Below are 25,667 nucleotides of genomic sequence, written 5' to 3' on the forward strand. Positions count from 1 at the left end.
ACATTTTTATCGGACAAAAGAAACCGGCACCGGACTTGCCGATGCCGGGAACTTCAGCGACTTACGCTTCGACGGCTTCCGGTTGATTTTCCAACTCGGCCAGACGCTTGGCCAACAGCTCTTCCAGAGATTCCAGAGCTTTTTCAAAACCGATGATGCCTTCGGACAGCTTGTCTGTCGCCATGCGGTTTTCTTCATGCATGCGGTCGAATGTCGCGCGGTCCATCGTAATTTTTTCGATCGCCATGCCGACGGATTTCGCAGGATCCAGCTTGCGCGGCAGCTCGCCTTCGGTCGATTGCAGCTCGGCCAATAAAGACGGCGCGATGGTCAACAGATCACAACCCGCCAGTTCGGTAATCTCACCAATGTTACGGAAGCTCGCGCCCATAACTTCGGTCTTGTAGCCGAATTTCTTGTAATAATTATAGACCGAGGTCACGGAAACGACACCCGGGTCTTCTGCCGGCGCATAAGAATCGCGGCCGGTATCTTTCTTATACCAGTCGAGGATGCGTCCGACGAACGGAGAAATCAGCGTGATGCCGTTTTCGGCACAGGCAATCGCCTGATGCAGGCCGAACAGCAACGTCAAGTTGCAGTGAATGCCTTCTTTTTCCAGGACTGCCGCCGCCTGAATGCCTTCCCAGGTTGAAGCGATCTTGATCAGTACGCGTTCTTTGGAAACGCCGGCCGCCTCATACTGAGCAATGATTTCTCGGCCTTTTGCGATAGTCGCTTCAGTGTCGTAGGACAGACGCGCATCGACTTCGGTTGAAACCCGGCCCGGAATGATTTCGAGAATTTTCAATCCGAATGAAACCGCCAGGCGGTCAAACGCCAAGTTAGCCACTTCAGCCGGGGTCGCGCCGCGCCCCAGCGTATTGCGCGCACCTTTCAAAGTATCGTCGACGATACTTTGATATTGAGGCATTTGGGCCGCCGCGGTGATCAGCGAAGGATTGGTCGTCGCATCGCGCGGCTTGAAGGTTTCGATCGCCTGAATGTCCCCGGTGTCGGCGACGACTACGGTCATTTCCCTGAGTTGTTCCAATAAGTTCTTAGCCATAATGTGCACCTTAAATGAATAATTATAATTAAAAAACAAATGCCTTCCCAATATTATCACAACTCGTATTTGTACGAAACTACTGAATGATTCAATTCTGAAGGCGGTTTTTGGCGCCAATTCATCTACAAGATAGACAAACGCAATATATTGAAAGGATCTAGGGGGGTTGCGGCGCTTTACCAGTCGACTCCATGGCAGAGATCGATTGACGGGAAGGCGGAATAATGAATAGCCCAAGCGACATGCACCGCAATAGCCCTATCGACTTATCGCGCCGTAAAAGCCCGATGATATGTTTTAAAGACAAACTCTGAAAAAGTTAGTTCTAGCTTCCCACTTGCCCGAACCAAACTTCGACCATGGTGACCAGCGGACCGGAAGCATGAGCCTGTGGTCCAAACGAACACAAGCTCAAATATCCGCTTGCCGAATCAGGCGGTTTGCTGAAGGTACTTTTCAACGCCCGTGGGCTTTTTACCTGCTTTTTTCGCCGGAGCCTGATGCTCGCTGATATATTTCGAAACCCGGGTAGCCTTCGCTTTTTTAGTTGTGACGGCATCATCTTCGACCGCTTCCGCCGCAGGAATGAACTCGCCTTCCAAGCATCTCTCGGCCGGTACGAAGACAGGATCAGGACCCTCATGGTCCGCCGTGTTCTGACGGCTCAGGTATTTAGCGACTCCCGTCAACACAAATTCTTGAGGAACGGATTGCTGCGATACGACGGTATTGCCATTGACGATCGGCGCCTGTCTGGAAAGGTATCTTGTCACACCGCTGGTTTTAGCCGATGCGCTTGGAATCGATATTCTCTGCCTGATCAGATATTTGGCAACGCCTGAAAACACAGGTTTGGTTTTTGCAAGCTGCGCCTGCGCTTCCAGATATTTGGCAACGCCGCTGACAGCCGGCTTCGGCTTATAATAGACCCGGCTTTTTGCCAGATATTTGGCGACGCCGCTCTGGCGTGGCTTCAGGCTATCCCGAACGACTTGCTGAGCGATGTACTTGGCAACTTTGCTGACCGGCGGTTTTTGGCTCTCAATTTCGGCCTGTTGCTGAAAATACCGTCCGACGCCGGTTTCCGTAGGTACTTCCGGAGCCTCTACAGGTTGCGGGTCTTCCACAACGGCTTCCGGTTGAGCCGCCGTTGCCGCGGCTTTTTCGGCCGCAATACGCGCTTCCTCTTCCCGATAGCGCTCGATCAGCTTCTGCGCATCGAGCCTTCTTTGCAGCAAATCCTGTTCGGCTTGGTATTTCGCAACGCCGGTCAATGCGGCAAGTTTCGCTTCGGCAATTTCCTGACGGGTGATGTACCGGCCGACCGTAGTACGCTTCGGCAGATATTGGGTCTGGATGATTTGTTTCGCGACATATTTCGCAACACCGCTGGCGGGCATATGGCTGTCGAAACGCGCCAGATATTTGCTGACGCCGGTGACGCGCACCTCTTCCCGCCCTTTGATCGCCTGCACCACCAAGTATTTGCCGACACCGGTAGCCGGCTGTGATTTATTTTTTTTCACATACCGCGCTACACCGGACTCCGGAGGCCGGGCGCTCAGATAGCGAGCGACACCGGTACTGGCCGCAACGACCGGCATGTTCTCGGCCGCTCCGGAAGATTGTTCGTAAACATCACCGGAGTGAGCCAATGATTGCTGTTTTCTTGTTTCTGTTTTGGATCGCTTACCGAAGGGATACAATCCCTCGACCAAGCTGATCAAGTAAGCCTGATCCATCCATTACCCCCGGTCGCGCAGATATTTTTCGACACGGGAAACCGGCTTTGATGGCGTACTTTCGGAAGCCTTCTGACTTTCAACCCCCGTCGATGGAGCGGCTGCGGCAGCGGATTTGACTTGTTTTTCCAGGTATCTGGAGACGCCGGTTCCGGCTTTGCGGTTCAGATATTTCGCTACGCCGGTCGCACCGCCTGCAGCCGGACGCGCCGAACCATTCGGCGCATGGCCTTCAGGCTGCGCTTGCTTCTTGAAAAAGACCACTCCGACGAACGCCAGTACTGCCAAACCGATCAAATAAATGAAGTTGGACTCTTCTTTTTTGGCTTCGGCCGCAGGCTTCGCTTCGACCGCAGGTTTGGCTTCTTCCGCCGCAGCGATTGCCGGAGCTGCCGGCTGGCTTACCGCAGCAGGCGCGCTTTCTTCGACAGCTACATTCCTCGGTCTGCCGGCAGGCGCGGCATCGGCTGCAGCAGGTTTGTAGTCAGAGTCCGAATAGACGACCTTCGGCTGGAAGTCAGATGCCGGATATTGTGAGTCCGCCGCTTTGGACACCGCCGGAGCGGATGCCGCCTGATGCTTGTATTCGGGATCCTGATAAATCACCTTCGGCTGAAAATCGGAAGCAGGATATTGAGAATCCGCTCCGGCAACAGAGCTGGCCAACAGTAAAGCCGCAAAAGCACCGTTCGTTATATTTATAATTTTCACGTTGTTCACCCTAATAAGTCGTAGTATGTGGATCGGGATCCTGAACGCAGGGATTATGCCTCCGCCCGCGCCCAAGATCTCGTCAACCGACGGGATGACAGGGCCATCCCGTCTTTTTTCAATCAAAGTACAGCTTCCACGTTTTTGACTACGTTTTCAACAGTGAAGCCAAACTCCTTGAAAAGTTGTCCGGCCGGCGCCGATTCACCGAAGTGATCGATACCGACGATCTTGCCGTTGCAGCCGACATATTTCCACCAGAACTCGGTTACGCCGGCTTCGACGGCAACCCGCTTGGTAACGGCCGACGGCAATACCGATTCACGGTATTCCGCATCCTGCGCATCGAAAACGTTGGTGGACGGCATCGAAACGACACGGATCTTCTTATCTTTCGCGCCGAGTTCTTCCGCCGCTTTCACTGCCAATTCGATCTCGGAACCCGTCGCGATGATGATCGCGTCCGGCAGCCCTTCGCAGTCTTTCAACACATAACCGCCGCGGGCAATCAATTTGATCTGCTCTTCGCTGCGCGGAATATGCGGCAGGTTCTGCCGCGAGAACACCAGCGTCGAGGGGCCTTCTTTACGCTCGATCGCTGCACGCCAGCAAACGGCTGTTTCGACTGCGTCGCAAGGCCGCCAAACGTGCATTCTCGGAATCATCCGCAAAGTTGCGGTTTGCTCGATCGGTTGGTGCGTCGGACCGTCTTCGCCCAGACCGATAGAGTCATGAGTGAAAACGAAGATCGAACGGATCTTCATCAACGCCGCCATCCGCAATGCATTACGCGCATATTCGGAGAACATCAGGAAGGTTGCGCCAAACGGGATCAGACCGCCGTGCAGGGTAATGCCGTTCATGATCGCGGCCATCCCGAATTCGCGTACACCGTAGTTCACATAGTTCGCATCCGGCTTGCTCGCGCGCATCGGTTTATGACCCTTCCATTCGGTCATGTTCGAGCAACCGAGGTCGGCCGAACCGCCGAAAATTTCCGGCAGCAATTTGGCATAGCCTTCGATCGATGCCAGAGACGACAGACGGGTCGCGGTAGTTTTCGCTTCGGCGTTGACGGCAGCGACAAAGCTGTCCGCATCCGCTTGCCAATTGGCAGGCAGATCGCCGTTCATCCGGCGTTCGAAATCGACCGCCAGTTCAGGATGCGCCGCTTTGTAAGCCGCAAACGCCTCATGCCAGGCTATCTCCGCAGCACCGCCTTTCGCCTTTGCATCCCAGCCTGCATAAACATCCGCAGGCACTTCGAACGCGTCGTGATCCCAGCCCAGAGCCGCTTTGGTCAGATTGATTTCTTCCTGACCCAATGGCGCGCCGTGGCAGGCATGAGTGCCGGCCTTGTTCGGCGCTCCGAAACCAATCGTGGTCTTGCAGCAGATCAGCGTCGGCTTGTCGGTCATCGCTTTCGCAAACTCGATCGCTTTATTGATCGATTCCGCGTCATGGCCGTCGACATCCGGAATGACATGCCAGCCGTAGGCTTCGAAACGTTTCGGAGTGTTGTCGGTGAACCAGCCTTCGACGTGGCCGTCGATCGAGATGCCGTTGTCATCCCAGAACGCGATCAGGTTGCCAAGGCCCAGCGTGCCCGCCAGCGAGCAAGCTTCATGCGAGATGCCTTCCATCAAGCAGCCGTCGCCCAGAAACACATAAGTCTTGTGGTCGACGATTTTATGATCGTCCTTATTGAAATGCGCGGCCAGAGCTTTTTCGGCAATCGCCATGCCCACCGCATTGGTGATGCCTTGTCCCAAAGGACCGGTCGTCGTTTCAACGCCAGGCGCATAGCCGTATTCCGGGTGGCCTGGTGTTCTCGAGTGCAATTGACGGAACTGTTTCAGATCTTCGATCGACAAATCGTAACCGGTCAGGTGCAGCAGGGAATAAATCAGCATGGAGCCGTGGCCGTTCGACAACACGAAACGGTCGCGGTTTGGCCATTTCGGATTGGCCGGGTTGTGGCGCATATGATCGTTCCACAAAACCTCGGCAATATCCGCCATACCCATCGGGGCGCCGGGATGACCCGAATTTGCTTTTTGAACCGCATCCATGCTCAAAGCGCGAATGGCGTTAGCTAAAACACGGCGCGAAGCCATAGTCTTCTCCTTCGTTGGTATAATGATGTTGAGTTAATCAGCCTATTCAGCGTCACTTGATTGGGTCGCCAAACGCATGAGAAAAGAACGGGCAGCCTGGGCCGCCCGTTCTTGGTTTTCGCTATTCCAGGTTAGCGTGCCTTTCTCTCATGACTTCTTCCGGGATACCCTTCTCATGGATGATATGAGAAATGGTGGCTTCCAGAAAAAACAGGGTGGACAGTTCGAAAACGGTACCCATCGGCATGCCGACCACTTTGCCGTATTGTTCAGCCTGGCCGATTTGGAAAACCGCATCGGCCATGTCGCCTATCGTCGAGCTGCTCTTTGCCGAAATCAACACAATGTCCGCGCCGACTTTTTTCGCGCTTTTCGTGAAGGCTATCAACTGCTCGGTTTCGCCCGAGCCTGAAATGATAATCAACAGGTCGCCGCTTTTGATGCTGGGCGTGACAATCTCGCCCACAACACTGACATCGTAACCGGCGTGCACCAGCCGCATCGCAAAAAAATTGCCGACGAGCTTGGAACGACCGGCGCCTGAAACAAATATACGCTTGGCATTATCAAGCATCCGGGTCAGGCGCTGATCGTGGGAAGAATCGGTCGCCGACAGAATGCCCGAAATTTTGTCTATGATGAGTTGCTGATGCATCGTTATACAGCTTCAACCAATTCGCGGATTTCGCGCGCTGCGTCAGCTGGGGATGGAGCGCCGTAGATGGCAGCGCCAACAACGATGATGTTCGCACCGGCTCTGACAACGTCTTGAACGGTCGAAGCCTTGATGCCGCCTGCGACGGAAATTCTAACGTTCAAACCCAATCTGGCGATGTCGTTCAGGTCGCCGAACGGAGTGTGGCCGGCCGCTTGTGCGTCCAGACCGGTGTGTACACCCATGATGTGAGCGCCGGCTTCCGCGCAAGCGCGTGCGCAAGCCACTTTGTCTTCAACGTTGATCAGGTCGATTTGTGCTTCGGCGCCGTGTGCGTTGGCCGCTTTGATAACGCCTTTGCAGGTAGCCAGACCGGATACGCCCAGCACGGTGCAGATGTCGGCGCCGGCCGCATAGAAAGGGGTCGCTTCGTATTCGCCGGCGTCCATCGTTTTCAGGTCGACCAGCAACAGTTTATCCGGGAATCTGGCGCGCAGGTCCTTAACCAGATTGACACCGTTGTGTTTGATGCAAGGCGTGCCGATTTCGAAAATGTCGACATGAGGCGCGACGGTTTCCGCCAACTGGATGGTTGCGTTGTAGTCCAGAGAGTCCAAAGCGATTTGAATTAATGGTTTTGCCATGTTATTGCTCCAATGGTTTGTTATTGTAATAGGTGGGTTACCTGTTAATGCGAACGCTACTGTAAATTAGAAAGGGGAGTCATGTCAATGATCCTTGCCGAATACAGCCGCGGCCTTTTGGGCTGGTTTGAAAACCAGCCTGTACGTGGATCATTTGTCCTTAAAATTTGGCAATTTTACTCGACTTTGCTGTAGTTGTCTTCTCAATCCCGGCACGATCCAGGGCGATCGCGCTATGTCAAAAACAGCGGCTTTTCGCCCTCTTTTCCCTTCGAGAGAGGGTTAGAGTGAGGGGATTCAAATGGCTTATCTACATTCCGCCATCCTTTTCCCTCTAACAAAATAGGAAAAACAGGATTTTTTAGAAGGAAAAAGTCCTTTTAATCCCCTCCCTTCTCACTCCACCCTCTCCCGGAGAAAGAGGGATTTCACGCACCAAACCGGCATAGTGCGATTGCTCTGTTGCACGATCTCTAACCAGTTCTTTTGTTTCTTTTTTCCTCGGGCAAGCATCTTTCAACGCCTCGTAACGTTTTGCCCAGGCCCGGTTGACGATGGCCGCATTCTGCTTGGCTTGCTTCCAGCAAACGGACTGGACAAGCGCCTGAAGTTTATGCCAAGCTGTTGCGCTCGGCTTGAATACCCTATCTCCACCTTAAAATTATAAAATAGGGCGAGCGGACGATCCTTGATTCTAACCATTACTCCGGCACACCCCAGCATAAGGGGAGCAGCGCAGCAGATCGTCAACACCGCGAACACCTGCGAGTTATTCATGAAGAGAAATAACAATGGAACCTTTTAATAACATCCGCGCGATGATCATCGACATGGACGGCGTGCTCTGGCACGGCTCCGTTCCCCAGCCCGGATTGTGCGCGTTTTTCGAAACTCTGCGCGATCTCGACATCCGCTTCATCCTGGCGACCAACAACGCCAGCCAGACGCAGGATCAATATGTCACGAAACTTGCCGGCATGGGCGTCGCCGTTTCGAAGAATCAAGTACTCACCTCCGGCATGGCGACCGCCCTGCACCTCGCCGAACTCCATGACCCGGCTTCGACCCGCGTGTTCGTGGTCGGCGAAGACGGCGCCCTGGAGCCGTTGCGCGAGCAGGGATTTACCCTGACCGGCCTTTACGAGCTGCCCACGCCCAAGACCCCTGATGCGCAAGGCGCGGACATCGTCGTCTGCGGCAAGGACTCGACCCTGACCTGGGCCAAGCTGGCGACTGCGACGCTAAACATACGGGCCGGCGCCAAATTCGTCGGCACCAACGGCGACACGACGCTGCCGACCGAGTACGGAACCACGCACGGCAACGGCGCGATTCTGGCCGCACTGACCGCCGCGACCGGCGTCTCGCCGACGATCATCGGCAAACCCGAACCGATCATGTACCGCCAGGCGATGAAACTTTTGGGTTCCGATCCGGCCGAAACGATTGCGATCGGCGACCGCCTGGAAACCGACATCCTCGGTGCGGTGCGCACCGGCATCCGCAGCCTGATGGTGCTGAGCGGCATTTCGAGCGAAGAAGACCTTCGCGCTTCCGATTATCGGCCGACTTGGCTGATGCCCGACATCATCGCCGCCACCGAAGCCTTGCGCCGCCAAGCCACTCTACAGCCGGAGCCACACTCATGAAAAAATTCATCAACGTCCCCGACAGCCTGCTCGAAGACAGCCTGAAAGGCTTTGCGAAAGCCCATGCGGATATCGTCGAACTGAACCTCCAGCCGCACTTCATCAAACGCCTGCAGCCGGCCAAGCCCGGTAAAGTCGTACTGATTTCCGGCGGCGGCTCCGGCCACGAACCGCTGCATAGCGGCTTTGTCGGCCTCGGCATGCTCGATGCGGTCTGCCCCGGACAAATCTTCACCTCGCCGACGCCGGATCAGATGCTGGCCGCAGCGCAGGCGGTCGACCAAGGCGCCGGCGTGCTCTTCATCGTGAAGAATTATGCCGGCGACGTGATGAATTTCGAAATCGCGGCCGAAATGTTCGAAGCGCCGAACGCCACCGTATTGGTCAACGACGACGTGTCCCTGCCCAAGACGCACAGCATCGGACGGCGCGGAGTGGCTGGCACGCTGATCGTCGAAAAAATGGTCGGCGCCGCCGCCGAAGCGGGCGCCGATCTGGCCGCCTGCAAAGCGCTGGGCGACCGGGTCAATGAGGCCACCGCCTCGATCGGCGTCGCACTGACCAGCTGCACGGTGCCCGCGCTCGGCAAGCCGACTTTCGAGCTTGGCGAGAACGAAATGGAAATGGGCGTAGGCATCCACGGCGAGCGCGGACGCGAGACGGTTCCGTTACAAAGCGCCAGCGAAATCGTCGAACAGTTGGCGCACGCGATCGACGAGGAACTGAATCCGCAACCCGGCCAGTCCGTGCTGCTGCATGTGAACGGCTTCGGCGGCACGCCCCTGATCGAACTGCATCTGCTTTATCAACTGGCCGCCCAGCACTGGGAGAAACGCGGCCTGAAGATCGCCCGCTCCCTGGTCGGCAATTTTACCACCTCGCTGGACATGGCCGGCGCTTCGCTGACGTTGACAATGCTGGACGAGGAACTGATCCGACTCTGGGACGCGCCGGTCAATACCGCCGCGTTACGTTGGGGCTGCTGAAGACGCAAGCGCTTCCGCAATCGCCGAAATCATCAACTGCGCGGTTTTCGCGCCCGCGTCGAGATGGCCGAGCGTACGCTCGCCGAGAAAAGAAGCCCGGCCTTTGGTCGCGAGCATGTTGCGGGTCGCCTCGACGCCAGCTTCGGCGGTCCTGACGATCTCGGCCAGCGACTCCTTCAATCCTTCGGAGGCAGCGGCCGATTTTTGCAGGCTTTGCGCGGCCGGAATCAGTACATCGAGCATCGTTTTTTCGCCCGCATCCGCCCTGCCCCGCAGCTTGACCGACTCGACGCCCTGCGCGAATGCGTCTGCAAAGCGCTGCCGGTCGACCGGTTTGTCCCGCAGCGATTTGCTCATCGCCACGAACAAGGTCCCGTACAGCGAACCGGAAGCCCCGCCAACCGTCGACATCAGGGTCATCCCGATTTTCTGCAATGCCCCTACCCAATCCGTCTGCGCGATTTCCGCGCTCTGCGCCTGCAGCGCATGGATGCCGCGCTGCAAATTGACCACATGATCGCCGTCGCCGATCGCTTGGTCGAGTTGGGTCACTTCCTCGGCATTTTTTTCGATCGTATCGGCGACCGCCTGGATCAGACGGGGCAAAATTTCGGGACTGACATTCATTCTAACCTCCATGAAACAAGATTTTCTCGTGCTACCGTCCCTATGCTGCGCTTGCAAAACGACTTCGGTTGCGCAACGGCTCGAAATCGGCAGGGGGACGGCTACGGTTTTCGATTAGAATAACGCTCATTTTGTTGCGCTGTCCACTCCAAGCACCGATGAAAAAACCGCTGATTGACGTCGATGTCCTCTGTATCGGCCATGCCTCCTACGACCTGGTATTCTCGGTCGACCACCACCCGGCCGCGGACGAAAAAACCTTTGCGGACGGCTTTATCGACTGCGGCGGAGGGCCGGCCGCGAACGCGGCGGTGATGGTCGCAAACCTGGGCTTGAAAGCCGCTTTCGCCGGCTACCTCGGCGCGGATGTCTACGGCGACAAGCACCTGCAGGAACTGCACGACCACGGCGTCGATACCCGCCTGGTCGTGCGCGGCGCCGTCCCCACGCCGATCTCGACGGTGCTCGTCAAACCGGACGGCAAGCGCGCGCTGATCAACTATAAAATCGGTACCCATCCCCTACCCGCCGATGCGCTGGATTTCAGCGGCATCCGGCCGCAAGTGGTACTGTTCGACGGCCACGAGCCCCGCGTTTCCGTCCCCTATTGCCGGGAACTGCGCGGCCTGCAAATTCCGACCGTACTCGATGCAGGCTCTCTGCACGAAGGCACGCAGGCACTGATGACCCTGGTCGATTACCTGGTCTGTTCGGAAAAATTCGCCCTACAGGCCGTAGGATCGGTCGAACTTGCGCTGGGCCGATTGGCTGATATCGCTCCGAACGTCGTAATCACGCTCGGCGAAAAAGGCCTCTCCTGGCGCCGCGGCGCCGCGCAGGGCTTCATGCCCGCCTTCAAAGTCGCCGATGTCGATTCGACAGGGGCCGGCGATGCGTTTCACGGCGCCTTCGCGGCGGCCGTCGCGCAACGGATGGATTGGGAAGATGTGCTGCGTTACGCCAGCGCGGCCGGCGCGCTGTGCTGTACGAAGATGGGCGCCCGCCCCGGCCTGCCGACACGGGCCGAGCATAGCCGCCTGCTCGCTCAACACACTGACCCGGCGTAGGGTACGCTGTGCGTACCTTTTTTGAAGCAAGAATATTGGTTGTTGCTTTGAATTCAGGTACGCGTAGCGTACCCTACGACACCTAACCGTTTTTACCATTCAATTCTCTTCATCATCAGAAAACCCACTACATCATGAAAACAAGAGACAGACGTCAGGGCCTGATCGTCGTCAATACCGGCGAGGGCAAAGGCAAATCGTCCAGCGCGTTTGGAATGGCGTTCCGCGCCGCCGGCTGGGGCATGAAAGTCTGCGTGATCCAGTTCATCAAAGGCCAGTGGCAAACCGGCGAGCAAAAAGCCGCCCGGCGTTTCGACAATATCGAATGGCATGCACTCGGCGACGGCTTTACCTGGGACACCAAAAATCCCGAACAGGACATCAAGACCAGCCGCGAAATCTGGGAGTTGGGCAAACGGAAAATCCTGTCCGAAGCGTTCGATGTGGTCGTTCTGGACGAGATCAATTACTGCTGCGGCTATGGCTGGATCAGCGGCCGGGAAATCGCCGAATTCATCGAACGGCACCGGCCGCGCTGGATGCACCTGATTTTGACCGGCCGCAACGCGCCGCCCGAAGTGATTGCGATCGCGGACACGGTCACCGAAATGACCCAGGTCAAACACGCCTTTGAAAAAGGGATCAAGGCGGAACAAGGAATAGAATTCTAGGCCTTGTTTTTCGGGATCCGGCACTTTGCATTGCCGGAAAAGCGCAATTCGCTTAGAATTCGTAGGGAAGTTAACCGGGCGACCGGGCCAAGCCTAACAGGGATAATTCATCAATAACAAATCAGAGGTGCCAAATGAGTGAAGAGACCGAAGAAAAAATGAGCGACGCTACCAAGCTGATGTGGGCCGTGATCGGCGTCTTTGTCATCGGTTTTGTCGTCGTTGCGGTCAGCAAGCAGGAATCGCCGCAGCAAGTCGAAGCGCAGTCGATGCTCAGAAACTATGTCGCGATCCAGCAAATGGCCAACCAGAAATGTCCGGCCGCGATTCTGAAAGAAACCGGCGAAGAAGTGTTCTTTCCCGCCGAAGATCCTCAAACCGACAAGGAAACCTATATCACCCTGAAATGGAAGGGCGAAAAGAAATTCAAGGAAGCCTCCTGCACTCTGCACGGTTCGCTGGGCGGCATTTCCGAACTGGTCATCGACGGCAAGACCCTCATCAAAAAACAAATCTAAACGGCCGTTTCGGTTCCGGAAGCCATGTTAAATATGGCTTCCGCTTCATTCCCGCCAGTTAAGCTTCCAACCGTTGTATTATCCCATTGTGTTTCTCGAAGGGGTAGGCAACCCAAGGTAACCGCTCGTATTTCATTATCCCGGTTTAGGAAGCCGATGACGTTCGTTCGACCGGGCACATCGGCCGGGAGACGCAAAGTTTCGTCCTGGCCTGCCCAGCATAAAGCCCAACAGGAGCGGGAACTAAAGCCGCTTTCGTCAAGGGAGAAGACATCCCGTTCACGCGCCGCTTCGCGCGCGATACCGAAACAATAAATACTGAAACTGATCCCTGTCATTCGATTACTCGCTCGAATACCGAATAAAAAACTTTATCGAATAAAGCTTACTCGGCAGCACGACTTTAACGATTCCGCCTTCCCATACGGAACGATTTTTTCCTTCCCATACGGATAGTTATTCTATCCATTCCTTATCATTAATCCTTCTTTTTTACGCGTTTACAATTATTTTTTTTACTGTAAAGTAAGATACACTGATAATTAACGAATATATTAACTAAATTTCTCAAATTAAAACAAAGATTTTCATATCGTTTTTAAACCGCTTTATTCAAGAAAAAATGATGCAGACTCATTCTCTGCTGTTTTAAACGTACTTATATTCAATAATTTCAACCCTATGCGAGGTAGAAAAAATGGCTTCCAGAAATCCCAAAGTCACCAAGGACGACGCTTCGGTAGAGCTAGAACCAACTCCGGGTCAAGAAGGGTTTGAGCAAGAGCGGGTCCTGTCCGTCTATCAAGAAGATCCGGAAATGAACTTCGACCGCGAAGCCAGAATTGCCCAGCTGGCTTATTACAAAGCGGAACAAAGAGGATTCGAGCCGGGGCATGAATTGGAAGACTGGTACTCTGCAGAACGGGAAATTAATATTCCGCAAGGATAGCCGATCAATATCGGAATAAAATAAAAAACTCGCCTTCAAGTAAAATAATTAATCTGCGAACAATGATTATTTTATCACCAAAATTAGTGACATCAGAATGAATAGAAATATGACATCCTTATCTTTCATCACGATTTACTATTTTATTAAAAAGACTCAAGCGCCATTCATTGCATTCGAATTACCTCTCGAATGAAACAATACCGTTAAATTAATATAAATCTCGTCTTTCCGGCAGTACGGAAATAAGAAAGGCTGCGTTAGCTTAACGGTATTAAAGATTTTTCGAATACAACAAACTCGGTCATCTTAATGACGAACTGTCGATTAAGCGCCTTAAATCCATATTCCACTTCGCCGCCGCTGGCTGGCAGAGAGGCTATTTTATTATGCTTGCATATGACTCCAATCCACAACAGAATTCCCTGCTCAATGCGCTGCCCCGGCATACCCAGGAGCGGCTGTCGCCGATGCTGGAACTGATCCAGATCAAACAGGGCCAGGTGCTTTACGAGTTGAACCATCCGCTCTTTTATGTGTATTTTCCCACCACTTCCGTTATTTCCCTGCTGAATCTGCTGGAGAACGGCACTTCCGCCGAAATTGCCGGCGTCGGCAACGAAGGCATGCTGGGCGTATCCCTGTTCATGAGCGGCGAATCGATGCATAACCTGGCGGTCGTGCAAAGCGCCGGCCATGCCTATCGCCTGAAAGGCAGCATCCTCCGGCAGGAGCTCAACCGTTCGGGCGGCCGCCGCGACGGCATGCTGCAAAAATTATTGCTGCACTATACCCAGGCTCTGTTTACCCAGACCGCGCAGACTGCGGTCTGCAACCGGCATCATTCGATAGAACAGCAACTGTGCCGCTATCTGCTCTCGACTCTCGACCGGCTCCCGTCGAAAGAACTGGCGATGACCCAGGAACTGATCGCGAACATGCTCGGCGTCAGGCGCGAAGGGATTACCGAAGCCGCCGGCAAACTTCAGAAAAAAGGCCTGATCAACTACAGCCGCGGCCATATCACCATCATCGACAGGCCAGGGCTGGAGAACCAGGCCTGCGAATGCTACAAAATAGTGAAACAGGAATTCAAGCGCTTATTGACTCACTATTACCCGCAAGTTTCCTCCGATTTTATCTCGCCTCCCCGCACCCTCCATAAAGTCATGCCGGCCCGTTATATTCATAAATAAATGACCGCAACGGCCTGCTCCTTTGAATGGGCTATTCCACGGTGACCGATTTCGCAAGATTTCTCGGCTGATCGATATCGGTGCCTTTCAAAGCCGCGACATGATAAGACAACAGCTGCAAAGGGATATTGTAAACGGCGGGCGAGAGATGGTTTTCGACCTGCGGCACCTTGATAATCTTGAAGTTGCCGGCCTCAACCGCCGATGCGAGCCGTTCATCGATGAACACGATCAGTTGCCCGTCCCGGGCGCTCACCTCCTCCATATTGGCTTTCAGTTTTTCGAGCATGTGGTCGTTCGGCGCGACCGTAACGACCGGCATCCCCGCATCGATCAGCGCCAGGGGGCCATGTTTCAGCTCGCCCGCCGGATAGGCCTCGGCATGGATATAGGAGATTTCCTTCAGCTTCAGCGCTCCCTCCAGCGCGATCGGGTAATGGCTTCCCCGGCCTAAAAACAACGCATGATGTTTCTCGGTGAACTGTCTCGCCAAATTTTTGATTTCGTCATTCAGCTGCAGAACTTTTTCGATTTCGGCCGGCAGATTGAACAATTCGGCGGTAATTTGGCGTTCGAGCGCCTCGGACAGTCCGAACCGCCTTCCAAGCGCGATGACCAGCAACATCGATACGGTCAGCTGCGAAGTAAAGGCTTTGGTCGAGGCTACCCCGATTTCGGGACCCGCCCGGGTCATCAATACCGCGTCGGCCTCTCTGACCAGCGAGCTTTCGGGCACATTGCAGATCGCCAGCGAATATTTCGCCCCCCGTTTTTTGGCTTCCTGGAGCGCTGCCAGCGTGTCCGCAGTTTCGCCGGATTGCGAAATGGCGACGGCCAGGGTGTCCGGGCCCAGTATCGGCTCCCGGTAACGAAACTCGCTGGCGATTTCGACGCTGCAGGGGATCCGGGCCAGTCTTTCAAGCCAGTAGCGGGCAATCAGGCCGGCATGGTAACTGGTGCCGCAGGCCACGATCTGCACGGCCCTGACGGCATCGAAGATTTCGGCGGCACGGCGTCCGAAAGCGCTTTCCTGCAGCCGGTTATCCACGAATCGACCTTGCAGCGTACGCGCGACGGCAAAAGACTGCTCGAAAATCTCCTTCAGCATGAAATGGCGGTATTCGCCTTTTTCGATCGAGTCGGCCGTTAACAGGCTTTCCTTTACCGGACGTACCGCTTTCCGGCCATTCCTGTCGAAAACCGTTACGCCGCTCTGACGAATCGCCGCAATATCGCCGTTTTCCAGAAAGATGAAGCGTTGCGTGACCGGGAGCAAAGCGGCCACATCGGAGGCGATGAAATATTCGCCGGCCCCGACCCCGATAACCAGGGGGCTGCCTTGCCGACAGGCGACCAGAAGACCCGGCTCGTCGTTGCTCATGATGCCCAGGGCATAAGTTCCCTCGAATTTGGGGATGGACCGCTTGACGGCATTCAAGAGCCCGTCCGTATGGCGCAAGGCGTCGAAAATCTCGTTCACGATCACTTCAGTATCGGTTTCCGAAGCGAACACATAGCCGTTTTTCAGCTGCTGCTCCTGCAGTTGCCGGTAATTTTCGATAATGCCGTTATGCACGACGGCGATCTTGTTCCGGCAAATATGCGGATGCGCATTCTCGGAACTCGGTTTGCCGTGGGTGGCCCAGCGGGTATGCGCGATGCCGGTACAACCGGAAATCGGATCTTCATCCAGGAGATCCTGAAGATTCTTGACTTTACCCTGCATGCGCTTACAGCATATCCCCTGCTCGCCGATAACGGCCAAACCGGCCGAATCATAACCCCGGTATTCCAGCTTTTTTAGTCCGTCCATTAAAATGGGGACTAAATTACTTTTAACTACACCGCCTACAATTCCACACATCCGTACCCTCCTTTCTGGTGCATAGGCGGATCGCCTATCGGCATCCGCCCTACTTTGGAAGCCGCGTAGTAAGGCGGAACGCGCCAGCGGTTCCGCCGGAGAACGACGACTCACCGGCAGGTCGCCTGCCGGCATCTACTTTTGCCTATCGGTCCCTCTTACCTGGCACCCTGCGAATTTCTCATCTTATGTTTAACGGCATTGCCGGCCCGTATCCCGGAAACCTGTGCTGAATATTACATGATTTGCATAAACGAATAAGCTGATTCGACAACAGGTTACCTGTCGGTACCTGTGATTTTCCGGACGATTGCCGGTTTCCGCCGTACCCGCGATTCGTTAAAAAATACCGCCATTCCGGCATAGGCACAGGACACAAAAGAAATGCCGAAACCAGCCGCCTCGCTGGCAAGTCCGATCATATCCCTATGAACTGGATCCGGATCCACCCCTCAATTGCCCTAACTTCCGCATCCCTACAGATTCCTAAAAATTCCCCTTGTGCCCTGTGCCTATGCAAGTATGACGGTAAATCGAATGACGGGAGTTTTCCTACAGCAAGCTTTTACTGCAATGCGATAGATTAAGTATCTTATTCTCTTTTTTATAGACTAATTATTTATTTCAATGTAATCGGTACGCTAACGCACATAATCACATCCAACCCGATTTTGCGAAATAAAATTCTTCCGCTTCATAATCATCGAAATATTCTTTATCGGAAAGACGATTGGCCGAACCGATAACGGAATATCGATCTATTGAATAACTTTTTTCATGGCCAGGCTTTTGGGTTCTTTTAAAATTCTGACTTATCTCCAACGTGCCGTGGCCTTTCAGATAGCCCACCATTCTAGGATGGGCGTGTTTTTCAGATCCGCTACAATACCTTTTATTAGGGTCGTTAAACACGTTGCCTTCTACAATAAAAATACTTTTTTGCTTAGCAGACTCATTTAAAAAATGCCCCAAATATCTTCTCAAATTCCCCCCGATGAATACTACTTTCATTCTTCTTTTCGGGACCCAGACCAGTTGGTAGCCGCCATGCACGCGCCCGGGGATATTTCTATATCGATTCATAGCATTCCTTTATATTGAAGTTCCGCGCGCCTGTATAAACAAACGGAACAAAAAAGAATCATTTTTGCAACGCATTCCTGAATCCTTGAGGGATAAAGTAGCGTTAGCGTTACAGGAAATCGGTGCGGTTCCGCACATACGCGATTAATTTCTGCACAGCCCCCGGCATGAAACGGCAAAAGCAGCTCCGTAGGGTACGCTGTGCGTACCTTTTATCTACAGTTGCCCCACTCCGCGGTTCGTGGACGCGGGACGTGGGAACTATGGGGAACGTTATGATTGACCCCATCCTAAAGAGCTGAACCTTTCCTGCGGCCGTTTTTCAAACAAGGATGGGGTTTTTTGGAGAGAATCAATGCCATCCCTAAACAAAAATTCATACTCGGCCATCCCTTTCGTTATTTTCGGCATTATTCTGATCACTGCGCTCTTTTTGAAATACTTCGAACCCCGCTTGCCGGAAGTTTTGCAGAAATGGGCGGAGCATATGTCGATCGCGCTGATCGTTGCGGTGATCATAGGATTGACGTATGAATATACTTCGCATCTGTTCCGGGAAGAGATTCTGAAAAATCTTCTGCACGAGAGCCAGGAACAGGTTTACCAGGCATTGAAGGCCTACAGCGTACTGACTCCGGATGAAGTTTTTCATTTGTTAAAGGAAATCGCCAGCCAGATTAATCAAACACCCACGCTTTTTTATCCGGCCCGCCCGGAGGGAAATGAATATACGTTTACCGAGAGCCTCGAGTTTTTCGATACGCTCGTCAAAATGCGCCCGAAGGAAACTGTGAAGATACTCGGCACCTGGATAGAACCGAAAAGCCACAAGAACTTGAAGTATCTTGCCAGCGATTTCATCGGCAAATATCAGCTTTCCGAAATTGCCGAGGAACTTCGACGGCAGGCCGAACCGATCCTGCATGCGGGCGATCTGACGGACGACAATCGGGGATGGGTGCTGAACTACATCTGGGCTTATTCGCGTTGCGAGAAGCCGATCTATAAGCTTCTCGGGGAAATCATGCGCGCCACCACGGATCACGAAATAGAAAAATGGATCCTTTTTCTTCCGGTTCAGATGCCGTCCCTCGAATTTGCCAATATGATCAACACTTATCTCGAACGGGAAGCGCCGATCGCCGAAGATAACCTGTTATTGGTCATTCAAGCGGTCGCCTCGCTGCACCGCGCGCAGGTCGCCGACGGCATCGCGATGCTGAAAAAGTTTCCGGACCGCTTCGGGCCTCACAATCAGGAAGATGTGGAGCGGATCTGGCGGAATTACGCGCTGGTGCCGGAAGAGTTGAAAAGCATTTTTTTGCCGGCGGATACGCCATCCAATCCTTAGATTCGCAAAGCCAGCCTTGCAACTCCTTAGCCTGTAGAGCGGATTCGCACCAGCAGTCCGCCTTGTGGGACATCGCGACCGATGGACTTCCTGCGTCAGCCCATCCTACCGTACTACGCGGGGTGTGGGGACGAGATGAAAATCAATACTCCCACCCACCCGACACCGAAAGCAGCGAGCCGGTGATGATTTCGGGGCTGTCGTAAATCAGCCAGGCGACCGTTTTGCCGATTTCCTCGGGCATCACCGGCCGGCCGTAAGGAATCTGCGCGGCCATCGCCTGCCGTTCCTCGGCGCCGATGTCCTGGTCTTCGGTCAGGCCGGGGCAGATCGCGTTGACCCGCACCTTGTCCGGCGCCAGCGCCGCCGCCAGGCTTTTGGTCAAGGCCGCGACGCCGGTTTTGGCGGACGAGTAACCGGCCGACATCGGCCAGGGCTTGATGTTGTCCACGCCGGAAAACGCGAAATTGACGATCTGCCCCCGGCTAAGCCGCAAGGCGTCCAGCGCGTAATGGCAGGTATGGAAACACGAGTTCAGATTCAGGTCGATGTCGGCCAGCCAGTCCTCGGGAGTAACTTCCAGAATGTTTTTGTAAACGTAGGGCCCGACCCCGTTGACCAGTCCGTCGAGCCGGCCGAAGCGCTCCAGCGCATGAGCGATCAGCGCCTTCGCGTTACCGGGCCGGGTCAGGTCGGTTTGACAGAAACTGTACTCGCCGCCCCGGGCATCCAGCCAGGCGGCCAGCACGTCGGCCTTTTGCCGGTTAGCGTGATAATGCAGCACCAGCTGCGCTCCGCGCTCGGCCAGCGCTTGGCAGACAGCCAGCCCGATGGCCGACGTGCTGCCTGTAATCAATAGCGTCTTCATCTTTTTACTCGCCAAAACAGCGTTTACTCACTCCGGCCAGAGAATCACCGCAGTCCGCAGCCGGTTCTTGCCGAAGCAGGACATCCGGTCGAAATCGTTGCGCGCGACCGGCACGAACTGGCAGTCCAGCTCGCTCCGGTGATCCTCATCGGGATCGGGATCGTGCATGTACAGGCAGGTCTCGTCATAGCCGCTCATCACTACCCAGTGCGGCGCTTTTTTCCGGTCCAGCTGATAGGTGCTGATCAGGATCACCGGAATCGCGCCGCTATTGAACGCCGCGATTAAATCGTTCTGAGTGACGTTCGCATAATGGATCGGAATGCCCTGCACTTCGGCATCGCGCTTGAACGAATTGTCGACCAGCTCCAGTATCTGTTTCTTCTCTTCGCTGCGCACGCCGTCGATGAACAGCGTCTCCAGCCGCCGGCTGATCCAGACTTCGACCCGGAAGCCGCGCCGCTTCGCCGCCAGCGCCAGGCCGATAGGATGACAGCCGCCGTGGCCGGAGGTCATGAAGATCGTCGTCGCCTCGCGCCACAGATTGATTTCTTCCTCGCGCGAAGGCTGATACGCGTCGTTCAGCCCGTGCATCGCCATCATCAGGGAGGCGGGGCCGCAGGTAAACGGGGTCGTTTGCCGGAGCCAGGGCACGGGCTTATGCTGGAGGGTATCGTGATAATGGCGGATCGTTTTCTGGAAGCGGAGCGCGTCCCTGTGATCTTCGTAATAGTCCCGGTACAGGCCGAACTGCTGGAAGCCCAGCCTTTCGTAGAGGCGGATCGCGGGCGTATTGTCGACGCTGACTTCGAGCCTGAGGTACAGCCTGCCGCTGTCGAGCGCGGCCTGCTCGCCGGCCGCCATCAGCATTTTGGCGATCCCGGTACCTCGAAGCCGGCGGTTGACCGCCAGCGAATAGACCCGCGCCAGCCAAGTGCCGGGATGGTAGATGACCAGGATATAGCCCGCAACCCGGCGCTCGACCTCGGCAATCAAAAGCGCCCGATGCTCGGCCAGTATCCAGTGCCGGAAACTGCGCCGGCTCAAGCGGTCGGTTTCGAAACTGTCGTTTTCGAGCTTGACGAGGCCGTCGAGGTCGTCGAGATTGGCCGGCCGGATCAGGATCGCTTCGCTATTCATCCGCCTGCCATCCCGCCAAAGCCTGTGCGATTACCTGACGGGCACGAAACAGCACCATTTCGCGCCAGGCCCGGTCGGCGGGACAAAAATGCCGCAGCATCGCGGCGCTGTGCCGCCCGCGCACATCGATCGGCGCCGGCTCGCCCCATAATTGATGATCGCGCAGGAGCACCTCGAACAGCCGGTCGGTGCTGTAACTGCCGAACTCGAGCGTAACATAGCAGCTCTGCGCATTCATGATCTTGTGCCAGGCATAATCGAGCAGACCGGATTTCGGCACCGAACTGGACGTGCCGAGCAAAGGCAGGGTGACCGAATCGCCGTACAGGCGCACCGCCTCCGCGGTGCCGGCGCTGCCCGGTTCGTGGTCGCAGATGATCTCGCCGTAGCCGTACGCGCCGAGGCCGGTATGCAGATCGATCACGCTCAGATCCCGCTCCGGAAGCGCATGGATGTCGAACAATCGCTCGATCACCTGCCGCCCGTGGCTGAGTCTGCCGCCACCGTAAAAAGGGCCTTTCGGATCGTGATACTGGCCGGCGCTAACGGCCTTTTCGAGCGCGATTCGGCCGTGGCGCCTTTCAAAATCGGCCAGCCATTTTCGCCTTTGTTCGGGATCGTCCAGAAACAGCGCCTCGCGCAATTCTCTGTAGCCGTCGTTTACGGGCAAAGGCTCCGAAAAATCGACGAAGTTGCGGTTCAGATCGATCCCGTCCGCATCGCAGCGCCGCCGCCAGGCATAGCCCCACGGAGTCAGCGCATGCACGGCCAATAACGCGGTGCGCGCCGGCAGCGCGATATCGCCTGCGGCCAGCATCTGCAAATGGTCGATCTGAATCGCACTGCCCGCATAACCTTCGATACCGTGCGTGCCGCCGAGCAGCACGATGACTCTGTCGGCTTGCGGCGGCCCGATCCAGACGCTGTCGGTAAACAAGGGCTCGCCCTCGGGACCGGCGCCGGCACATGGAAAAGCCCGATGCCCGGCATCCGGCAATCCGGACAGCAGCGCCAGCCAGCGCGCTCTGGCCGCGGCATAGCTTTCGGGAAAAACCTCCGTATTCAACGGCACGAACGGTAAACGGTAAGACATGCAATCCGCGGCGATTTTCAGTTTCGAGGGCGTTATCGTATCACGCCGCCTGCCGCCTTCCTACCCGAAGCCGGCCTCATGACTTAACGGAGCACGGACGATTATTTCCTGATCAGCGTCACCAGCCGGGATTCGTTGTCGATCATCAATTTATAGCGTCCGAGCGCGCTCATCCCCAACAGACTTTGATGGTTCAGCAGTTCGTCGTCCACGAAAGCGGCTTCCACGTTTTCGAGATGCTCCCCTTCTATCCTGACGCCCCGCAATTTGCCGACCTTTGCGTCCACGTTGCCGTTAGCGGTCTGCATGATTCTGGGCGCCAACGCAGTTTCATCCATGCCCAGCTTCGCGATCATCGAAGCCGGCAGCACCATCAGGTCCGCGCCGGTATCGACGATCATCTCGAGAGGCTCCCAATAGTCGCCGCGGCCCGAAACGGCAAGCGAAACGATAAAGTGCCCGCCTTCGAAGCGAGCCGGCAGCACGATCCGGCCGCTGTCGGTTTTCTGTTTTTTATTGATGATCACGACTTTTTCGATCTTTCCTTGGGTATCCCTCGTGATCGCGTGATTGTAGGAGGACAGGGCCTTTTCGAGCCGCTGTTCGAGGCTGCCGCGCGCCCGCGCCTTCGGTTCGTCGCCGATGTTGTCCAGGCCGACGATCTGAATATGCATTTGATTTTGCAGCGATTCGAGTTGGCCGTACAAGTCTTGGCCAGAGTCGGCTTCCTGCGCTTTGGCGTTCAGCGCGACGGCAACGCAAAGCGCGCAAGCCAGTTTTCTGATCGGATGGAGATAAAATGATCGGGTCATGGAAATGATCGAATGTATGTGAAAAAAAGACGGACGCCTTCCCTTACCGTATGCCCAACTGCCCCAGCAGCCGCATGATTTTTTCCTTACGCTGTCCTTCGGACAAGGTGCGCAGGTATTGCGTACGCAGGCTCTCCGGCAGTTTTTTCACCATGCCGGCCAGCACCGCTTCGATGTTGTAAGCCTCCGTCGAGGCCGCCAGAGAAACCGGCAGGCAATCCTCGGGTTCCACCTGCAGCGATTGCGCCACCGAATCCACCGCCTCCCGAATGCTTCGGGCCTTGACGTTGTCCGGATTGTCGACGTCATACGGCGGCTGCCATTCCCGAAAAGGCCGCAATTGATCGACATGCGTGACGACGGCCAGTACCGGCGGCATCCGCCGTTCCAGATGAGCGCCGTACCAGCTGCGCAATTCGCTCAAGAAACGGCCGTCGGCCTCGCGTCCGGCCTGCACGGCCGAACAGACCACAAGCACCAGATCGAAATCGCCGAGCTGCCAGCCGCTCTTGCGAAGCCGGAAACTTTCTTCGCCGTAGCCCGGACTGTCGTAAAGCAATACCTCGTCAATGTCCGGATGCCGGAGTTTGTAAACCCGCAATTCGTCGGCGACCGGCAGCACGTCGACGGTAGTCCTGAATTCGCCGAGCAACGTGTTGATCAGGCTGGATTTGCCGGCATTGACCTGGCCGGCAACCAATACCCGCAAGGGGCGTTGAGGCAAGGCGCTTTCTTCCGGTTCCGGGCCGGGCGCCGTCGGCGAAGGCGGCAGCAGATGGCCGCTGTAAAGCCCGATCGCATAATAGCCGATCTTTTTGACGATCGTCTGCAACAGCCAGCGCTCCAGCAGGCCTTTCGGGTAATCCGCAATCTTGCCGGTAAAAAAACGGCTCAACTCGGCAGGGATCGCGGTAAAAGGCGAAGCGCCCATCGCCAGCGTGCGGCGCAGAAAGTCGATCTGCCGAAATCTTTGCCGCCATTTCCAAAGCTGTAATCCTTCGCGAACCGTGATCAGGTGGCTGAACGGCACCTTTTCGTCCAGAAGCTCCCGCATATCCCGGCAGACCTGCTCGACGATGTACAGAATATTGCGTAGCGGCACGTCGAGCTCGGCATGCCCGGCTTCGGGACGGAAATGTGCCGCCGTTTCGGTGATGACCCGCCTCGCCAGACCGGCAAGCCGGGCCGTATCGGTCAAGGGATAGTCGGCAGGATTCAATTCCTTGGCCAAAGCGTCGATTTTGTCCCAGATTTCTTTCGCGGCTGGCGACCAGCGGTCGTCCGGATCGACGCCGGGCAACGCCGGCGGCATAGGCTCGTCCTGCTGCAATTTCCGGCTCAGCAGCCAGGCGATGCCGTAGAGCGACACCAGCACCGGCGCCGCCTGCAGCAGATAATGCTGTTGCCATAGCCAGACCACGCCGAGAACCGCCAGCGCCAGCCAGGGCAAAACCATCATCAGGAACAGAATGAGCAAGAGTATCGGCGTTTTCATCATTTTCATTCGGGCGCCTGCCGGCGCTTGACCGCATCACGCAGCAATTCGCCTCCGCGCATGAACTCCCGTTTGAACATCGCATTCAACGCTTCGGGACTCAGCGCTTCGCCTTGCTTCGTGTGACTGAAGTAAAAGCACAAAGTTTTACCCAACGCATAGCTGACCGCCGCGGTATACAGCCCCGCCATGCCGGCAACGACCGTCTGACCGTAATAGGGCACCAGTTTCAACAGCTCGCGTCCGCCCATGCCCGACAACACGCCGAGGCCGATCGCACCGATAATTTCGCTGACGCTCTGCCGGGTCAAGGGCAGGCCGTAAATGCTGGCGATGCTGTGGAACATCTTGCCCTGCAGAATGACGACGGCGCTCAAGCCGGCCGCCGGCAGCGGAATCGCCGCCGCGCAGCCGGTCAGAATCGCATAGCTGACGATATGCGGATGCGCCGCTTTCGAATACACATCGTTGATCCGGCCGATGTCCAACATGGCGCGGAGGCCAATCGGCAACGCCGCCTCGATCGCGGTCCAGAATGCGTCGATTCCGTAATCGGCCGGTTCATAGCCGTCCTCGGGGAACGTAAAATCGATCGGCACGAAGCGGGCGTTCAGGCCGGCCAAAACCTGCCGCTGCTTGAGCAGCGAAATGCGCAGGCCGGCTGGCACGGCGGGGCCGACCGCTTCGCTTGCGAAAGGATAAGGCTGCGGATGATTCGCTGCCCGGCCCGGATAACCTTCGTGCAGGGATGTTTGCGCGACGATCAGCGGCCAGTCCGGATGCGCCTTGCGAATCTTCCTGAGCGCGGAAACCAAAGTTTCCAGCTGATGATCCATCGCCTTCACGACCACGATCAGCAGATGCGCTTGGCGCTCGCACCAGGCCATGTCTTCACTGGGATCGTAGCCGGCTTCGGACAGGCCGCGCGTATCCAGAAAACGCAGCAGCGCCGATTCGCTGTCCGGATAGTCGAAGAACATCGCGGTCTTCGTGCAGGGCTTGAAACCGCTGCCGATCTCCGCGGCGGTCGAATGGGTCAGCGTCCGGACGATCGCGCTTTTGCCGCTCTGGGTTTTGCCCAGCAGCCAGAATACCGGCGTCGGCAGGCTGGCATGGATCGCTTTGATCGCCTGCTCGACCGCCGCGTCAACGCCGGGATTCAGGATTTTTGCCGTGTAATCCCGGCGCTCGGCAAACGGTTCGTTCGATTCGGGATTCCGTTTATTGCGGGACTTCCATTTGGAAAACAGGTCTGACAGTTTGGACATACGAGATATGCCGCTCTGAGCCAGAGCGGCATCGGAGAAGAAAGCGGCCGAAATCGGGCGATTCCGGCAGTTTATTGCCGTTTCCCGCA

At 55.8% G+C, this 25,667-nt stretch carries 22 protein-coding genes and 1 pseudogene; 8 read left to right on the top strand and 15 right to left on the bottom strand.

The features are described from left to right. Window positions 1-61 precede the first annotated feature (61 nt). From CC94_RS0104215 to hxlA, 6 genes are all read right to left on the bottom strand, one after another. Window positions 62-1,069 (bottom strand): transaldolase, encoded by a 1,008-nt coding sequence (locus CC94_RS0104215; protein WP_005374209.1) that lies wholly within the window; start codon window positions 1,067-1,069, stop codon window positions 62-64. Window positions 1,070-1,503: 434 nt separating this feature from the next. Beyond that, a complete protein-coding gene (locus tag CC94_RS0104220) occupies window positions 1,504-2,727 on the bottom strand; it encodes a hypothetical protein (protein WP_157203369.1) in 1,224 nt (407 codons plus the stop codon). A gap of 90 nt (window positions 2,728-2,817) precedes the next feature. Further along, window positions 2,818-3,651 carry a hypothetical protein gene (locus CC94_RS24220; RefSeq protein ID WP_005374216.1) on the bottom strand — a complete coding sequence of 278 codons (834 nt, stop codon included), beginning with the start codon at window positions 3,649-3,651 and terminating at the stop codon, window positions 2,818-2,820. After that, window positions 3,648-5,642 (bottom strand): transketolase, encoded by a 1,995-nt coding sequence (tkt, locus tag CC94_RS0104230; RefSeq protein WP_005374217.1) that lies wholly within the window; start codon window positions 5,640-5,642, stop codon window positions 3,648-3,650. Before tkt ends, CC94_RS24220 begins: the two co-directional genes overlap by 4 nt. Before the next feature lie 121 nt (window positions 5,643-5,763). Continuing rightward, entirely contained in the window at window positions 5,764-6,297 is a 534-nt protein-coding gene (gene hxlB / locus CC94_RS0104235; RefSeq protein ID WP_005374218.1) for a 6-phospho-3-hexuloisomerase, read from the bottom strand. A gap of 2 nt (window positions 6,298-6,299) precedes the next feature. Beyond that, on the bottom strand, window positions 6,300-6,941 hold the full coding sequence (hxlA, locus tag CC94_RS0104240) for a 3-hexulose-6-phosphate synthase (protein WP_005374219.1): 642 nt from the start codon (window positions 6,939-6,941) through the stop codon (window positions 6,300-6,302). Window positions 6,942-7,732: 791 nt separating this feature from the next. Here hxlA and CC94_RS0104245 point away from each other — a divergent pair. Further along, the gene (locus CC94_RS0104245) at window positions 7,733-8,590 is read left to right on the top strand and encodes an HAD-IIA family hydrolase (RefSeq protein WP_005374220.1); all 858 of its coding nucleotides are present in this window, start codon (window positions 7,733-7,735) and stop codon (window positions 8,588-8,590) included. Continuing rightward, the gene (gene dhaK / locus CC94_RS0104250) at window positions 8,587-9,576 is read left to right on the top strand and encodes a dihydroxyacetone kinase subunit DhaK (RefSeq protein WP_005374221.1); all 990 of its coding nucleotides are present in this window, start codon (window positions 8,587-8,589) and stop codon (window positions 9,574-9,576) included. Before CC94_RS0104245 ends, dhaK begins: the two co-directional genes overlap by 4 nt. Here dhaK and dhaL read toward each other — a convergent pair. Continuing rightward, window positions 9,559-10,203, bottom strand: a complete 645-nt coding sequence (gene dhaL, locus CC94_RS0104255) for a dihydroxyacetone kinase subunit DhaL (RefSeq protein ID WP_005374223.1) — start codon at window positions 10,201-10,203, stop codon at window positions 9,559-9,561. The genes dhaK and dhaL overlap by 18 nt on opposite strands. A 158-nt stretch (window positions 10,204-10,361) precedes the next feature. Between dhaL and CC94_RS0104260 the strand changes: the two genes are divergently transcribed. The 5 genes and pseudogenes from CC94_RS0104260 (at window position 10,362) to CC94_RS0104280 (ending at window position 14,604) form a co-directional block, all read left to right on the top strand. Beyond that, the gene (locus CC94_RS0104260; protein WP_005374225.1) at window positions 10,362-11,270 is read left to right on the top strand and encodes a carbohydrate kinase family protein; all 909 of its coding nucleotides are present in this window, start codon (window positions 10,362-10,364) and stop codon (window positions 11,268-11,270) included. Window positions 11,271-11,398: 128 nt separating this feature from the next. After that, a pseudogene (gene cobO / locus CC94_RS0104265) lies at window positions 11,399-11,941 on the top strand (cob(I)yrinic acid a,c-diamide adenosyltransferase); the annotation flags it as partial. 134 nt (window positions 11,942-12,075) lie between these two features. Further along, a complete protein-coding gene (locus tag CC94_RS0104270) occupies window positions 12,076-12,459 on the top strand; it encodes a hypothetical protein (RefSeq protein WP_005374229.1) in 384 nt (127 codons plus the stop codon). A gap of 697 nt (window positions 12,460-13,156) precedes the next feature. Continuing rightward, window positions 13,157-13,408: a DUF2934 domain-containing protein gene (locus CC94_RS22815; protein WP_005374231.1), complete on the top strand. Its 252-nt coding sequence runs from the start codon at window positions 13,157-13,159 to the stop codon at window positions 13,406-13,408. Window positions 13,409-13,797: 389 nt separating this feature from the next. Further along, entirely contained in the window at window positions 13,798-14,604 is an 807-nt protein-coding gene (locus tag CC94_RS0104280) for a Crp/Fnr family transcriptional regulator (RefSeq protein WP_005374232.1), read from the top strand. Window positions 14,605-14,635: 31 nt separating this feature from the next. Here the strand turns inward: CC94_RS0104280 and glmS are convergent, their stop codons facing one another. Together glmS and CC94_RS22820 are read right to left on the bottom strand one after the other, a co-directional pair. Then, entirely contained in the window at window positions 14,636-16,468 is a 1,833-nt protein-coding gene (glmS, locus tag CC94_RS0104285; protein ID WP_005374235.1) for a glutamine--fructose-6-phosphate transaminase (isomerizing), read from the bottom strand. A 654-nt stretch (window positions 16,469-17,122) separates the two neighbouring features. Next, the gene (locus CC94_RS22820) at window positions 17,123-17,551 is read right to left on the bottom strand and encodes a transposase (RefSeq protein ID WP_005374237.1); all 429 of its coding nucleotides are present in this window, start codon (window positions 17,549-17,551) and stop codon (window positions 17,123-17,125) included. A gap of 355 nt (window positions 17,552-17,906) precedes the next feature. Here CC94_RS22820 and CC94_RS0104300 point away from each other — a divergent pair, with 355 nt between their 5' ends. Further along, window positions 17,907-18,902 (top strand): hypothetical protein, encoded by a 996-nt coding sequence (locus CC94_RS0104300; RefSeq protein WP_005374239.1) that lies wholly within the window; start codon window positions 17,907-17,909, stop codon window positions 18,900-18,902. A gap of 142 nt (window positions 18,903-19,044) precedes the next feature. Here the strand turns inward: CC94_RS0104300 and CC94_RS0104305 are convergent, their stop codons facing one another. From CC94_RS0104305 to CC94_RS0104335, 6 genes are all read right to left on the bottom strand, one after another. Continuing rightward, window positions 19,045-19,770: an SDR family NAD(P)-dependent oxidoreductase gene (locus CC94_RS0104305; protein ID WP_005374241.1), complete on the bottom strand. Its 726-nt coding sequence runs from the start codon at window positions 19,768-19,770 to the stop codon at window positions 19,045-19,047. A gap of 27 nt (window positions 19,771-19,797) precedes the next feature. Then, window positions 19,798-20,910 carry a GNAT family N-acetyltransferase/peptidase C39 family protein gene (locus tag CC94_RS0104310; RefSeq protein ID WP_005374242.1) on the bottom strand — a complete coding sequence of 371 codons (1,113 nt, stop codon included), beginning with the start codon at window positions 20,908-20,910 and terminating at the stop codon, window positions 19,798-19,800. After that, the gene (locus CC94_RS0104315; RefSeq protein ID WP_005374243.1) at window positions 20,903-22,003 is read right to left on the bottom strand and encodes a DUF2817 domain-containing protein; all 1,101 of its coding nucleotides are present in this window, start codon (window positions 22,001-22,003) and stop codon (window positions 20,903-20,905) included. Before CC94_RS0104315 ends, CC94_RS0104310 begins: the two co-directional genes overlap by 8 nt. 101 nt (window positions 22,004-22,104) lie before the next feature. Beyond that, complete coding sequence (locus CC94_RS0104325; protein ID WP_005374245.1) at window positions 22,105-22,815, bottom strand: retropepsin-like aspartic protease family protein; 711 nt, start codon at window positions 22,813-22,815, stop codon at window positions 22,105-22,107. A 43-nt stretch (window positions 22,816-22,858) separates the two neighbouring features. After that, the gene (locus tag CC94_RS0104330; protein ID WP_005374246.1) at window positions 22,859-24,319 is read right to left on the bottom strand and encodes a GTPase family protein; all 1,461 of its coding nucleotides are present in this window, start codon (window positions 24,317-24,319) and stop codon (window positions 22,859-22,861) included. Beyond that, the gene (locus CC94_RS0104335; RefSeq protein ID WP_031429917.1) at window positions 24,316-25,578 is read right to left on the bottom strand and encodes a YcjF family protein; all 1,263 of its coding nucleotides are present in this window, start codon (window positions 25,576-25,578) and stop codon (window positions 24,316-24,318) included. The genes CC94_RS0104330 and CC94_RS0104335 overlap by 4 nt, the downstream gene beginning before the upstream one ends. Window positions 25,579-25,667: the final 89 nt, after the last annotated feature.

Origin of the sequence: Methylomicrobium agile, assembly GCF_000733855.1 — a bacterium.
GTDB classification, from domain to species: Bacteria; Pseudomonadota; Gammaproteobacteria; order Methylococcales; family Methylomonadaceae; genus Methylomicrobium; species Methylomicrobium agile.

Bases quoted from the DNA above. Each gene is read 5' to 3' on its own strand.
- CC94_RS0104300 (WP_005374239.1), top strand. From the start codon at position 17,907: ATGCCATCCCTAAACAAAAATTCATACTCGGCCATCCCTTTCGTTATT.
- CC94_RS22815 (WP_005374231.1), top strand. From the start codon at position 13,157: ATGGCTTCCAGAAATCCCAAAGTCACCAAGGACGACGCTTCGGTAGAG.
- glmS (WP_005374235.1), bottom strand. From the start codon at position 16,468: ATGTGTGGAATTGTAGGCGGTGTAGTTAAAAGTAATTTAGTCCCCATT.
- hxlB (WP_005374218.1), bottom strand. From the start codon at position 6,297: ATGCATCAGCAACTCATCATAGACAAAATTTCGGGCATTCTGTCGGCG.
- CC94_RS22820 (WP_005374237.1), bottom strand. From the start codon at position 17,551: ATGAATCGATATAGAAATATCCCCGGGCGCGTGCATGGCGGCTACCAA.
- dhaK (WP_005374221.1), top strand. From the start codon at position 8,587: ATGAAAAAATTCATCAACGTCCCCGACAGCCTGCTCGAAGACAGCCTG.
- CC94_RS0104330 (WP_005374246.1), bottom strand. From the start codon at position 24,319: ATGAAAATGATGAAAACGCCGATACTCTTGCTCATTCTGTTCCTGATG.
- CC94_RS0104335 (WP_031429917.1), bottom strand. From the start codon at position 25,578: ATGTCCAAACTGTCAGACCTGTTTTCCAAATGGAAGTCCCGCAATAAA.
- dhaL (WP_005374223.1), bottom strand. From the start codon at position 10,203: ATGAATGTCAGTCCCGAAATTTTGCCCCGTCTGATCCAGGCGGTCGCC.
- CC94_RS0104215 (WP_005374209.1), bottom strand. From the start codon at position 1,069: ATGGCTAAGAACTTATTGGAACAACTCAGGGAAATGACCGTAGTCGTC.
- CC94_RS0104310 (WP_005374242.1), bottom strand. From the start codon at position 20,910: ATGAATAGCGAAGCGATCCTGATCCGGCCGGCCAATCTCGACGACCTC.
- CC94_RS0104270 (WP_005374229.1), top strand. From the start codon at position 12,076: ATGAGTGAAGAGACCGAAGAAAAAATGAGCGACGCTACCAAGCTGATG.
- CC94_RS0104305 (WP_005374241.1), bottom strand. From the start codon at position 19,770: ATGAAGACGCTATTGATTACAGGCAGCACGTCGGCCATCGGGCTGGCT.
- CC94_RS0104280 (WP_005374232.1), top strand. From the start codon at position 13,798: ATGCTTGCATATGACTCCAATCCACAACAGAATTCCCTGCTCAATGCG.
- tkt (WP_005374217.1), bottom strand. From the start codon at position 5,642: ATGGCTTCGCGCCGTGTTTTAGCTAACGCCATTCGCGCTTTGAGCATG.
- CC94_RS0104325 (WP_005374245.1), bottom strand. From the start codon at position 22,815: ATGACCCGATCATTTTATCTCCATCCGATCAGAAAACTGGCTTGCGCG.
- CC94_RS0104315 (WP_005374243.1), bottom strand. From the start codon at position 22,003: ATGTCTTACCGTTTACCGTTCGTGCCGTTGAATACGGAGGTTTTTCCC.
- CC94_RS0104260 (WP_005374225.1), top strand. From the start codon at position 10,362: ATGAAAAAACCGCTGATTGACGTCGATGTCCTCTGTATCGGCCATGCC.
- CC94_RS0104245 (WP_005374220.1), top strand. From the start codon at position 7,733: ATGGAACCTTTTAATAACATCCGCGCGATGATCATCGACATGGACGGC.
- hxlA (WP_005374219.1), bottom strand. From the start codon at position 6,941: ATGGCAAAACCATTAATTCAAATCGCTTTGGACTCTCTGGACTACAAC.